Source organism: Sinorhizobium numidicum (assembly GCF_029892045.1).
GTDB lineage: Bacteria > Pseudomonadota > Alphaproteobacteria > Rhizobiales > Rhizobiaceae > Sinorhizobium > Sinorhizobium numidicum.
The window spans coordinates 1,297,247-1,309,499 of sequence record NZ_CP120368.1 but is presented as its reverse complement, the minus strand read 5'-3'; the positions used below and the strand labels follow the sequence as shown (position 1 = coordinate 1,309,499).

Sequence of the window (12,253 nt, the reverse complement as noted above, 5' to 3'; positions counted from 1 at the left end):
GGAACATGGTAACGCAAGGGTTAATTCCAGATTCAACCATCGGGCGTGTTCCTGCGGACGGGGCTGAGTCGGTAAGCTTTCGGAAATTCTATCAGGAGTTTACCGGCTATTAACCCTAACGGATCGATAACGTCGGCAGAGGTGATCGTTTCCGGAGCCCATGAATTTCATGTCGAGCGCAGGCACAAAGAAAGCATGCTCTATTGCCGTGGCAATATTGTCGGCATTGCTCGGCGGCTGCACGAGCTACCAGCCGGCTCCCAAAGCCTTCAGCGAGGCGACGATTCAACCATACAGGCTGGACAGCGGCGACCGCCTGCGAATTAACGTGTTCGAGCAGGCAGGCCTCACCGGAACCTATACGGTCGACCAAGCCGGCTATCTGGCCTTTCCCCTGATCGGCGCGGTTCCGTCGCGCGGCCATACGCTACCGGAACTGGAGGGCATGATCGCGTCGAAATTGCGCCAGGGTTTTCTCAGGGATCCGGACGTGACGATCGAAGTCGATCGCTATCGCTCCGTCTTCATCATGGGCGAAGTCGGACAGGCCGGCCAGTACAGCTACGTACCGGGCATGACGGTTCAGAACGCGATCGCGGTCGCCGGCGGCTTCTCGCCGCGCGCCAACCAGGCGAATGCCGACATTACTCGGAAGGTCAATGGCCGCATCATTACGGGCCGGGTGCCGATATCCGATCCCGTCCTGGCGGGCGACACGATCTATGTTCGCGAACGGCTGTTCTGATATTCATGGAGAACGATCGGCCCTTACGCATTCTCCATTGTTTCCGATCGCCGGTCGGCGGCATCTTCCGCCATGTCCGCGATCTCGCCGAAGCCCACGCGAATGCGGGGCACCAGGTCGGCATTCTTTGCGATAGCACCACCGGCGGCGCCTATGAGGACGCGCTGTTCGATGAAATCCGCCCCTTTCTCGCGCTTGGCGTCATCCGCATGCCGATCCACCGCACCATCGGTCCCTCGGACATTGCCGCACTTTGGCGCAGCTACAAGGAAATCAGAAGTTTGCAACCGGATGTGCTGCATGGGCACGGCGCCAAGGGCGGCGCCCTCGCGCGCATCATCGGTTCAGCCTTGCGGGTCAACAAGTATCGCGTAGCCCGCCTCTATTCACCCCACGGAGGCAGCCTTCACTACGACCGAAGGTCATTGGCGGGCCAGCTCATTTTCCGGCTTGAGCGCCTCCAAGAAAGCCTCACCGATTCCCTCGTCTTTGTTTGCGATTACGAGCGCCAGACCTATTTCTCCAAGGTCGGCAGACCGCCGGGCCGTAACGAGTTGATCTATAACGGGATTGACGATACGGAGTTCGAGCCGGTCGAGACAGGGCCGGACGCGGTTGATTTCCTCTATATCGGCATGATGCGCGACCTCAAGGGCCCCGATCTCTTCATAGAGGGTTTTGCCGCCGCCGAGCGTATCGCCGGACACCCTCTTTCCGCGCTGATGATCGGAGACGGTCCGCAGCAACAGCAATACGAGGAGATGAAGCTCCGGAAAGGACTGGGGCGCCGTATCAGGATGCTTCCTGCGATGAAGGCACGCGAGGCCTTCGCGCTCGCCCGCACCGTCGTCATTCCATCTCGCGCGGAATCGATGCCCTATATCGTCCTGGAAGCACTTGCCGCCCGCAAGCCGGTCATTGCTGCACGGGTGGGCGGCATCCCGGAGGTTCTTGGCGGCGACAGCGCAGCCCTTGCCGACCCGGCCAACGCCCAATCGCTTGCAGCGATCATGGCGGCTGCAATCATCGAGAAAGATTGGGCCGCCCGCACAATGCCCAACCCCGAAGGGTTCAAATCCCGTTTCGCGGCATCCGTCATGACCAAACACGTGATGCAACTCTATCGCGAGCTTGCCGGAGAATCGACCGTTACCGACGGGCATCTCCGTACAACGTAAGCGTTTCTTAGTGGCTTTCTGCTATCCGGACGAAGGGACTTCAGCGCCGGAAAGAAACCATGAACCAGTTTGACAGGCCGGAAACCTTCGATCCCGAAGCGCTTCGCAAGAAGGTCTCGGAGATCCGGACGGTCGACCATGAACAAAGGAAGACCGACAAAGGCCCCCCGGAGCTCAATCCGCTGGCCCGGCAGATCGCGCTTCAGTTTCGCGCCGACACCTATACGCCGGCCATGATCACCGGCCTTATCCGGCTGCTCGAATTCTGCGTCCTCTTCACCATCGGCTATGCGATCAACGCACAATATGTCGAGCCGGCATTCGAGGAGCTCCCCGTCTATTTGGCGATTCTCGCGGGCGGCTCGGCGCTCGCCGTTGCCGCGATGCAAATCGCCGATACTTATCAGGTGCCGGCGCTGCGCGCCTGGCTGCGGATGACGCCCCGCATTCTCGGCGCCTGGGCGGCCGCCTTCGGCGCAATCGCGCTCGCACTCTTTTTCCTGAAGTCTGGTCATCTCTATTCCCGTGTCTGGGTCGCCGCATGGTTCGCCGCCGGCGCGTTCTTCCTCATCACGGAGCGCGCCTTCATCGCCTATTCGATCCGCCGCTGGTCGAGAAACGGTACAATGGAGCGCCGTGCCGTAGTCGTCGGCGGCGGCCAACCGGCGAAGGATCTCATCCGCACCATCGAGCACCAGCCGGACAACGACATCCGCATCTGCGGCATCTTCGACGATCGCGACGAGCGACGCTCGCCGAATATCATCGCTGGATATCCGAAACTCGGGACGGTCAACGAACTGGTCGAGTTCGCCCGGCTGGCCCGGATCGACATGCTGATCATCTCGCTGCCTCTGACCGCGGAAAAACGCATACTCGAACTCCTGAAAAAACTCTGGATCCTGCCGGTCGACATCCGTCTCGCCGCCCATGCCAACAACCTGCGCTTCCGCCCGCGCAGCTATTCGCATGTCGGGCAGGTGCCGATGCTCGACATCTTCGACAAACCGATCGCGGACTGGGATTCCGTCGCCAAGCGCTGCTTCGACATCTTTTTCAGCATCGTCGCGCTGGTTCTGCTGTGGCCGGTGATGCTTGCCGCCGCTGTCGCGGTCAAGGTCACGTCTCCAGGTCCCATCATCTTCAAACAGCACCGGCACGGCTTCAACAACGAGACCATCGAGGTCTACAAGTTCCGCTCGATGTACACGCATATGAGCGACCCCACCGCCCGCAACGCCGTGACCAAAGGCGATCCGCGCGTGACGCCCGTCGGCCGCTTCCTGCGCAAATCCTCGATCGACGAGTTGCCGCAGATCTTCAACGTCCTGAAGGGCGAACTCTCTCTCGTCGGACCGCGCCCGCATGCGGTTCTCGCTCAGACCCAGGACCGCTCCTATTCCGACGTCGTCGAGGGCTATTTCGCTCGCCACCGCGTCAAGCCCGGCGTGACCGGCTGGGCGCAAATCAACGGTTGGCGCGGCGAGATCGACAACGATGAAAAGATCCGCTTCCGCACGGCCTTCGACCTCTTTTACATCGAGAACTGGTCGCTGCTCCTCGATTTGAAGATCCTCTTTCTGACGCCGTTCCGGTTGCTCAATACGGACAACGCCTATTGATCTCCGCGACCGCATCCCAGCCGATCATCCTGAGGCCGCAACTTGCCGCGATTTCGCTTGTCGGCTCAGGCCTGGTGGCGACCGCCGTGTTCCTCTCGGGCTTCGTCATCGCCGAGCCCGCACCCTACGAGCTTTTCATGGCCGGCCTTATCGGTCTATGGGCGCTCTTCGGACTGAGGATATCGCGCCACGTCGCCCCGCTGTTCGCCCTTCTTATCCTGTTCATGGTCGGAGGCATGCTGTCGCTGACGGTCATGGCCGATCTCGCGACGGGGCCGATGTACATGGCCGTCTCCGGCTTCCTCGCAGTCTCGGCGGTCTTTTTTGCGGCAATTATCGAAGATCGCCACCAGCGGCTGCGGCTCATCTTTAACGCCTGGACAGCAGCGGCTGTCATGACCTCCCTGCTCGGCATCCTCGGCTATTTTGGGGCCATACCAGGCGCTTCCTACTTCACCCTTTACGACCGCGCAAAGGGCGCCTTCCAGGATCCGAACGTCTTCGGCCCGTTTCTCGCCGCGCCAGTACTCTACCTGGTGCATGGCCTGCTCACGCAGCCGATCCGCCGCGCGCCTTTCAAAATCGCGGGCCTGCTCGTGCTCGCGCTCGGCGTCTTCCTCTCCTTCTCCCGAGCCGCGTGGGCGCTCAACCTCTTTTGCGTCATCGCTCTGGTCTTCGTCATGCTCTTGAAGGAGCGCAGCGGGCTTTTCCGCCTGCGGATCCTCGTTCTGGCGCTCGGCGGCTTGCTGTTCGTCGCTGCGGTACTCGTCGCTGCGCTGCAATCGGAACAGGTCGCGTCACTCTTCTCGAGCCGCACTCAGCTTGTCCAGGATTATGACGGCGGGCATCTCGGCCGATTTGATCGTCACCGGATCGGCTTTCTGTTGTCTATGGAAAAGCCGCTTGGGATCGGGCCGATGGTGTTCAGCACCATGTTTCCCGAAGACGAGCACAATGTCTTGCTGAAGAGCCTGACATCCTACGGCTGGCTCGGTTTCGTAGCCTATGTGACGCTTATCCTCTGGACGCTCGCGCTTGGCTTTTGCTTTCTCCTGCGCGAACGGCCGTGGCAGCCATACCTGATGATTGCTTGGGTGACGCTGATCGGCCATGTCGGCATCGGCAATGTCATCGACACCGATCACTGGCGTCATTTCTACATGCTGCTTGGCATCGTCTGGGGATGCGCAGCACTCGAATACCGCAGCCGGTGGCAGACCCGCGCCGAAGGGCTTGCATGAGCGTGAACAAGCCTTCACGTGAGGGGTCGACGGCCAATCCGTTGCGCCTCCTCGAGGTCCTGGAACCGAGCGGCGGCGGGTCGGGGCGTCACTTTCTCGATCTCTGCCGTGGCATGCATGCGCGCGGCCATCATGTGGAAGCGATCTATTCTCCGGTGCGGGCGGAGGAATCCTTCGTCCGCGAGCTCATGGCGATCGGACTGGCGACCGTTCACGCGGTCGATATCAGGCGGGCGCCTGGTCCTTCCGACGTGCCGGCTTTCCGCGCCATAAACCGGATCATCCGCAGCGCCGGGCCGTTCGATATTGTCCATGGCCACAGCTCCAAGGCCGGCGCCTTGACGCGGCTGAGACTCCCCGGCCGGCATGTGCCGCGTGTCTACACACCCCATGCCTTCAGGACCATGGACCCGACGCTCGGCCGCAGTGGGCGGCTGATCTACGGCGCAATCGAATCGGCCCTGGCATGGTTCTTCACCGATCATCTCATCACCGTTTCCGAAGACGAATTCAGCCATGCGCTTTCGATCGGTATCCCGAAGCAGAGAATGTCGGTCATCGTCAATGGCGTGCTGCCGCCCTCGCCCGACATGGCATCGGCCATTCGCGCGAGTTTCGGCATCCCCGCGGATGCCTTCGTTTTCGGCTTCATTGGCCGCCTTTCCGCGCAGAAGGCCCCTGAGCGCCTGATCAAGGCCTTCAAGAGTGTCGCGTCGTCCGTGGGGAATAGCTATCTGGTGATGATCGGCTCCGGCGAACTGAACGAACCGCTTCGCCGCGCGATCTGCGCGAGCGGCTTGCAGAACCGCATTCATCTGACTTCGGCATTTACCGGTCCGCAGGCCATTTCAGCTTTCGACCTGATCGTCATGCCGAGCCGCTACGAGGCGATGCCCTATGTAATGCTCGAGGCCGCGGCTGCGGGACGGCCGATCATCATCTCCGATGTCGGCGGCGCGAGGACTGTTGTCGATCACGGGGAGAACGGTTTCGTCATCCCGAACACCGACGACGTCTCGCATCTCGCGAAAGCCATGGTTGCCGCCGCCGATCGAGATATCCATCCGCAGCTTATCGAGGCAGCGAATGTCCGCAGGGACCGTTTCACGCTTGACCTGATGCTTGACCAGACGGAAGAAGTCTATCAGCGTCTGGCGGCGCGACGACGCCGTTGAGCGGCAAGGCAACCGCTCGCGCGCGACTTCGACGGCTAAAAGAATTGGACGGTTATTCTCCGGCGCGAAGCGGCCCCCGCCAGTGCGATGCAGATCAACATCAGCGAGGCCCGAACCGATGCTCTCGGCTATTCTTCAGCGTCCGATTTTTCCTGCTGCTGCTGCTTCTGCTGCAGGAGGAGCTCGTCGGCCGGAGTCGACTGCTCGGTCTGTGTTACGCTCGCCGTCGTCATCTCTTTGTCGACCGATGCCGTGGTCTTGGAATGCCCAAGGCACTCGGCGGACGCTGCGGTTGTCGAGAGGGCGAAGGCGGCCGCAAGTACGAGGATGCTCTTCATCGGGCTTCTCCTGTTGTTGCAGGCGCAGTTTATCCGCCGCCATGCTCCTCACCAAATCACAAAACTGTTCTCGTGGCGCTTTCTGACACGCGCCTCCGCCTCCATCGACAGCCGCGGAAGGACGGGTAAAAACCTATTTTCCCCTTGCGCCGGCCGTGTGTTCCGACTAATGAGAGCGGGCTTGTAACAAAGCGGGTCGGAGCGTAGCGCAGCCCGGTAGCGCACTTGACTGGGGGTCAAGGGGTCGTGGGTTCGAATCCCGCCGCTCCGACCATTTATCCCTTGAAATCAGAGCAGATTTCCAGCTTCGGCCAAGGGCATATCTTCCGTGAAGACGGAACAAAAAAACGCTCAAAATGCTGCGAGCAAAAGTCCCGAAATCGCAGCGGTCGCGTTTCCGTGCGTGCCCTGCATCGCTGATTCTCGTTGTCCTCAGCGGCCGGCGCCTGTGCGACCGAAAGCAAGCCCTACGATCCTTCCGCCGGGAATTACATTCCCAGAGCTTTTTTTTTCAACCACTAGAATGGAGCTTCGGCTGGCTGGTCATTGACATCGCCACGCGAGCAAATCGTTCTCGAAGTCCCTGACGCACTTTTGTCGTTCTTGGATGAGCCCAACTCTGACATGCGGTTGGCTGCGAAGTTGAGGGTCGCTGAATCGAGCTCTCAGGAGCGGAAGATAATCTCGCCCACTGCGCGCGGCAGCCGGTCCATGCCAATTATGCGGGCCGGCAAAGTTCCGGCGCCCCTCGCGACCGCCATATCACCGCACCTGATCGAGCAGCCGCTTGCATTCGAGAAGATCGTATAGAGCCTCCTGAAGGAGCGCTCGATCTTCCTTGCTGACGGAGGTTTTTCCGATCGATATTTCCGGCGTCTCGTCATTGCCGCCGCCGAAAGAGAAGAAGCGGCGGCTTGCGGGCGCTTTTGCGCGGCCGACGATCTGGTCCTCCTCGGCAACGCCGACTTTCGGCGGTGCCGGTTCCTCGTTGCTGGAGGCGGCAAGCGCCTCGACCGTTGCCAGATCGCCGCTGGCGATCGCGGCAACGAACTTGTTGCCGTTGGCCTTGAGGAGCTTTTGCACGCCCTTGATCGTATAGCCGTGATCGTAGAGCAGATGGCGAATGCCCTTGAGCAGATCGACATCTTCTGGGCGATAATAGCGCCGCCCGCCGCCGCGTTTCATCGGCTTGATCTGCTGGAATCGCGTCTCCCAGAAGCGCAGCACATGCTGGGGTAGATCGAGTTCGTCTGCGACCTCGCTGATGGTGCGAAAGGCGTCCGGGCTTTTTTCCATGTCGTCCCCATTTCCATATTCACGCGGCAAACGGCGCCGCAATGAACGGATCATTGCTCGATGATCGCACGAATCGGACCCATTTCAATGGCTTATGGATGGGTTTTCAACCACATTGTGGTTGTCGACAGCACTTCAGGATGCTGAAGTGGGCTGCTTCTGCTTGGTTTTGCGGCTTAGATGCGCCTTCAGCACCCGCTGTTTCAGGACGTTCGACGCCTTGAAGGTCATTACCCGGCGGGGAGAGATCGGCACTTCCTCACCCGTCTTCGGATTGCGCCCGATACGCTCATTCTTGTCGCGTACCTGGAACGTTGCGAAAGAAGACAGCTTGACGCTCTCGCCACGTACGATAGCGTTGCATATCTCGTCGATGACAGTCTCCACAAGTTCGGCGGACTCCGTCCGCGACAAACCCACCTTGCGAAAAACCGACTCAGCCAAGTCTGCTCGCGTTACTGTTTTTCCGCTCATCTTCCCCCACCGATGTCTGACGTGCCGATCAGCGATCGAAGACTATTGCCCTTGCCTTTTGCGGTCAAGCGCCTGCCGTAGTTCATTATTTTCTTTACCAGCGGATGAGAACCGAACCCCAGGTGAAGCCGCCACCCATCGCTTCGAGCATTACGAGGTCGCCCTTCTTGATCCGGCCGTCGGATGCGGCCGTATCAAGCGCGAGCGGGATCGAAGCCGCGGACGTATTGCCATGCAGATCCACGGTCACCACAACCTTATCGAGAGGGATTCCCAGCTTCTTCGCAGAGCCGTCGATGATGCGGCGGTTGGCCTGGTGCGGAACCAACCAGTCGACGTCATCCGCCGTCGTCCCGGTTGCTTCGAAAGCGGCCTCGATCACATCAGTGATCATGCCGACCGCATGCTTGAACACCTCGCGCCCTTCCATACGAAGATGCCCGACGGTGCCGGTCGTCGACGGTCCGCCGTCCACATAGAGCTTGTCGCCGTGAATGCCGTCGGAGCGCAACTGGGCCGTCAGGACGCCACGGTCGGCATTAGTGCCTTCGCCTTCCTGCGCCTCGAGAATGATCGCGCCGGCGCCGTCGCCGAAGAGCACACATGTCGTGCGATCCGACCAGTCGAGAATGCGCGAAAAGGTTTCAGCGCCGATCACCAGAGCGCGTTTTGCCAGGCCGCCGCGAATATAGGCATCCGCCGTCGCGACGCCATAGACGAAACCGGAACAGACCGCCTGCAGATCGAAGGCGGCGCCGTGCCGCATGCCGAGACGGTTCTGGATGTTGACCGCCGTTGCCGGAAATGTGTTGTCCGGCGTCGACGTCGCCACAATGATGAGGTCGATATCCTCCGCCGTCAGCCCGGCCCTCGCAAGTGCGGCGCGCGCCGCACTCTCCCCGAGTGATGCCGTCGTCTCGCCCTCGCCGGCGATGTAACGCTGGTGAATGCCGGTCCGCTGCACGATCCATTCGTCGGACGTGTCGACCTTGGCTTCTATTTCCTTATTGGTCATCACCCGCTTCGGCAGCGCTGCCCCGAAACCGCGAACGACAGAACGCATCATCTACTCAAACCTCATCATTCATGCCCGCGGCAGGGCTTCGGACGGCTGGGCGCCGCCGTGATATCTCGCCAGGTCGGCCTCTATCTTCGCCTTCAGACCATTCTTCACCATGTCGTAGCCGACGTCGATCGCGGCCGCGAAGCCTTCGGCATCCGTGCCACCATGGCTTTTGATGACCACACCGTTGAGACCGAGAAAGACGCCACCGTTGACCTTGCTGGGATCCATCTTCTCCCGCAACCGATCGAAGGCGCCCTTCGCAAAGACGTAGCCGATCTTCGCAAGCAGGGTGCGCGACATTGCGGCGCGCAGATACTCGGCGATTTGGCGGGCGGTGCCTTCGGCCGCCTTAAGAGCAATGTTGCCGGAAAAGCCTTCGGTGACGACCACGTCGACCGTTCCGCGGCCGATATCATCGCCTTCGACGAAGCCGTAATAGTCGATCCCCTCGATATTGGCTTCGCGAATGAGCCGGCCGGCTTCCTTGACCTCTTCCTGGCCCTTGATTTCCTCTACGCCGACGTTCAGCAGCCCGACCGACGGACGCTCGACCTCGAACAAGGCGCGCGCCATCGCACCGCCCATCAGCGCGAAATCCATGAGCTGCTGGGCGTCCGCGCCGATCGTCGCGCCGACATCGAGAACGATGCTCTCGCCCTTCAGCGTCGGCCAGATCGCAGCGATCGCCGGTCGCTGTATGCCCTGCATGGTCCGTAGACAGAAGACTGACATCGCCATCAGCGCGCCGGTGTTGCCCGCTGAGACAACCACGTCCGCCTCGCCGGCATTGATGGCGTCGATCGCCCTCCACATACTGGATTTGCCACGTCCGCGCCTCAGCGCCTGACTTGGCTTTTCGTCCATACCGACGGCAATCTCGCAATCGTTGAAGGTACTGCTGGCTTGAAGTTTCGGATATTTGGCCAAGAGTTCCGCGCATCGCGCTTCCTGGCCGAACAGAACGAATTTTATGTCCGGGTGACGTTCGAGCGCTCTTGCGGCGCCCGGGATAACGACTTCAGGACCATAGTCGCCCCCCATCACGTCAAGTGAAATTCTGACCACGCGTGTCCTATCCTTTTTTCCCGCCATGCAACGCGTCTCGCCCCTGCCCATTTTTTCAAACGGCGGCGATCCATGTTCCCTCTGACGCTTGGGCCAGCATGCAACGCTTCGGCACAGCGGCCCCATTGGCTGGAGTCGGGCCAAAATACTGCTTTTCGTCGACCTGACAACCGAATTGTAGACCCGGGTTTCGCCGTTTCAATCCTTTTTCCAATCCTTCAGCACGGCGAATGGGTTCGGCCGCTTGTCGTCTGCGGCGGAGCTTTCAATGCGTGCGCCGAAGGCGGCGCCCTCCTTGCGCGGATAGGGGTCTATGGCAAGTGCCACTTGTTCGCTCACCACCAGACCGGCGTCGATCGTGTCTCCCGTGTAGGTATCGGGAATGTCCGGTCCGTCCGGATCGAGAATCATCTCGCCGCCATCGTTATTAGCCTGCCGCGCCAACCGCGAGCCTTCCGGCACAAAAATCGCTTCGACAGGCTCCCGTATGTCCGCTTCGACAGGTTCCAACGTTACGACGCAGGTCTGGACGATGCGCGCGCTGACCTCGCCCTTGATCTTGACGCCGTCTTTCTTCCAGCGGCCGATCTGCAAATCTGCCGAGAGCGAGAGGACGTCGTTGACGCTCCAGAGCGCCGCAAGGGCGCTACGCTCAGACTCGTTCGCCGTGAGATGCACACTGACCGGATTTGCCGAAATATGTCCCACCTTCACCGGATAGGAGAATGCCGGTTTGCTTTCGTCCTTCATGATCAGATCCTTCCTCGCCTTCGCGCTGCCGCAGCGCCGACGCGCCGCGCGATCGTCACGCGCGCCATTGATACGCTGCCTTTTATGCTCCCGCCGGAAGAATGCGCAACTGACCCGTTTCGACTAATTCCTCGGGAGCCTCCGCCAGCGCGGCTTCGACGGCGAGCAGATAGGATGCGAGACCGTCCATTGCCGGCGCATCTTCTCTCTGCGGATGAAAATTGCGCCGAAGCGCTGCGGCAAGCGCGCCGCCGTCGCGTTCTTCGAGCGCCGCCGCATAGGATTCGAGCCGGCCGTAGAACATGCCGGCGAGCTTCTTCATCTTTTTCGGCACCCCCGCGTCACCGACGCCGAGTTCCCGGATGGAGTGATCGACGTCCTCGAAAAAGGCATCGACGATCTCCTGCGCGATCTCCTGGCCCGCTCGTGCGGAGGCCCGCGTGCGCCGGAAATAGAGGATCAGCATCGCCGACAACATCTCGAAGCGCCCCATCACATTATCGGGCACATCGAGGTCGGTATACAGAAACGGCTGGCGTGCGGCGGCCGTAAGAAGCCCATACTGGCGCTCCACGATCGCAATGTTGCCGCTTTTTCTCTTGAACAGTCCAAAAATCATCACAAAGCCCAGCTGTGGCTTTCTCGAAATCATGGGCAAGCGCCCATCACGTTGTTGCATGATAGCCGAAGCTGGTTTACCGAAGCAGGCACGAATTGCAATGGCGGATCTGCCATCGTTACTCCAAGGGGAGCAGTCCTTGACGAAGCGGTATTTGACATCAAACCTGAAAGTTCTGAGCCGTGCCGTGCTCGTGGCTTCCCTTTCCACAGCCACCCTTGCTGCCTGCACGTCTGCGAATGTCGGCGAAGTCCTGCATCAGGGTTATGTCGTTGATCAGGAAACGCTAAACCTCGTTCCTGTCGGTTCGAGCCGTGAGCAGGTGCTGCTGTCGCTCGGAACGCCGTCGACCACTGCCACCTTCGACAACGAGGTCTTCTACTACATCTCTCAAACGCGCAAACGGCCTGTTGCCTTCATGAAGCCGAAGCTTATCGACCAATCCATTTTGGCCGTCTATTTCGACAAGGAAGGCACCGTCAGCCAGCTCGCCCATTATACGCTGAAAGACGGCAAGGTCTTCGATACATTGTCGCGCACCACTCCGACCGGCGGCAAGGAAACAAGCTTCCTCGGGCAGCTTCTGACCGGCCCCAATGCCGGAAAAGGTGCGGCGCAATCCCTGTTCAAGGGCTTCGGCAACTGACGAAATCCCACAGCGCCGCGCGTCTTATCAGACGCGCA

The 12,253-nt window shown here is 60.4% G+C and carries 13 protein-coding genes and 1 tRNA gene; 7 read left to right on the top strand and 7 right to left on the bottom strand.

Annotation, left to right across the window (positions count from 1 at the left end):
* Window positions 1-169: 169 nt before the first annotated feature.
* From PYH37_RS17355 to PYH37_RS17335, 5 genes are read left to right on the top strand one after another with little or no spacing between them, the layout of a single operon-like run.
* Window positions 170-745, top strand: coding sequence for a polysaccharide biosynthesis/export family protein (locus tag PYH37_RS17355; protein ID WP_280732719.1), 576 nt, complete (start codon window positions 170-172; stop codon window positions 743-745).
* 5 nt (window positions 746-750) lie between these two features.
* Window positions 751-1,923, top strand: a complete 1,173-nt coding sequence (locus PYH37_RS17350) for a glycosyltransferase family 4 protein (RefSeq protein ID WP_280732718.1) — start codon at window positions 751-753, stop codon at window positions 1,921-1,923.
* Window positions 1,924-1,982: 59 nt separating this feature from the next.
* Window positions 1,983-3,545 carry an undecaprenyl-phosphate glucose phosphotransferase gene (locus tag PYH37_RS17345; protein WP_280732717.1) on the top strand — a complete coding sequence of 521 codons (1,563 nt, stop codon included), beginning with the start codon at window positions 1,983-1,985 and terminating at the stop codon, window positions 3,543-3,545.
* A complete protein-coding gene (locus PYH37_RS17340; RefSeq protein ID WP_280732716.1) occupies window positions 3,542-4,786 on the top strand; it encodes an O-antigen ligase family protein in 1,245 nt (414 codons plus the stop codon). Before PYH37_RS17345 ends, PYH37_RS17340 begins: the two co-directional genes overlap by 4 nt.
* Entirely contained in the window at window positions 4,783-5,961 is a 1,179-nt protein-coding gene (locus tag PYH37_RS17335; protein ID WP_280732715.1) for a glycosyltransferase, read from the top strand. Before PYH37_RS17340 ends, PYH37_RS17335 begins: the two co-directional genes overlap by 4 nt.
* 128 nt (window positions 5,962-6,089) lie before the next feature.
* Here PYH37_RS17335 and PYH37_RS17330 read toward each other — a convergent pair whose 3' ends face one another.
* Window positions 6,090-6,299, bottom strand: coding sequence for a hypothetical protein (locus PYH37_RS17330; RefSeq protein WP_280732714.1), 210 nt, complete (start codon window positions 6,297-6,299; stop codon window positions 6,090-6,092).
* A gap of 197 nt (window positions 6,300-6,496) precedes the next feature.
* Between PYH37_RS17330 and PYH37_RS17325 the strand changes: the two genes are divergently transcribed.
* A tRNA-Pro gene (locus PYH37_RS17325) sits at window positions 6,497-6,573 on the top strand.
* 488 nt (window positions 6,574-7,061) lie between these two features.
* On the opposite strand, the gene PYH37_RS17320 is transcribed toward PYH37_RS17325, so the two are convergent.
* The 6 genes from PYH37_RS17320 to PYH37_RS17295 all read right to left on the bottom strand — a co-directional run bounded on the left by PYH37_RS17320 (window position 7,062) and on the right by PYH37_RS17295 (window position 11,569).
* Window positions 7,062-7,595, bottom strand: coding sequence for a MerR family transcriptional regulator (locus tag PYH37_RS17320; protein ID WP_280732713.1), 534 nt, complete (start codon window positions 7,593-7,595; stop codon window positions 7,062-7,064).
* A gap of 135 nt (window positions 7,596-7,730) precedes the next feature.
* Window positions 7,731-8,069 carry an integration host factor subunit alpha gene (locus tag PYH37_RS17315; protein ID WP_280732712.1) on the bottom strand — a complete coding sequence of 113 codons (339 nt, stop codon included), beginning with the start codon at window positions 8,067-8,069 and terminating at the stop codon, window positions 7,731-7,733.
* Window positions 8,070-8,163: 94 nt separating this feature from the next.
* The gene (locus PYH37_RS17310; protein WP_280732711.1) at window positions 8,164-9,135 is read right to left on the bottom strand and encodes a beta-ketoacyl-ACP synthase III; all 972 of its coding nucleotides are present in this window, start codon (window positions 9,133-9,135) and stop codon (window positions 8,164-8,166) included.
* An 18-nt stretch (window positions 9,136-9,153) separates the two neighbouring features.
* Complete coding sequence (plsX, locus tag PYH37_RS17305; RefSeq protein WP_280732710.1) at window positions 9,154-10,200, bottom strand: phosphate acyltransferase PlsX; 1,047 nt, start codon at window positions 10,198-10,200, stop codon at window positions 9,154-9,156.
* Between the two features lie 198 nt (window positions 10,201-10,398).
* Entirely contained in the window at window positions 10,399-10,950 is a 552-nt protein-coding gene (locus PYH37_RS17300; protein WP_280732709.1) for a YceD family protein, read from the bottom strand.
* Between the two features lie 82 nt (window positions 10,951-11,032).
* Window positions 11,033-11,569: a ubiquinol-cytochrome C chaperone family protein gene (locus PYH37_RS17295; protein WP_280736078.1), complete on the bottom strand. Its 537-nt coding sequence runs from the start codon at window positions 11,567-11,569 to the stop codon at window positions 11,033-11,035.
* A 139-nt stretch (window positions 11,570-11,708) separates the two neighbouring features.
* On the opposite strand from PYH37_RS17295, the gene PYH37_RS17290 reads away from it, so the two are divergent.
* A complete protein-coding gene (locus tag PYH37_RS17290) occupies window positions 11,709-12,215 on the top strand; it encodes an outer membrane protein assembly factor BamE (RefSeq protein WP_280732708.1) in 507 nt (168 codons plus the stop codon).
* Window positions 12,216-12,253 lie beyond the last annotated feature (38 nt).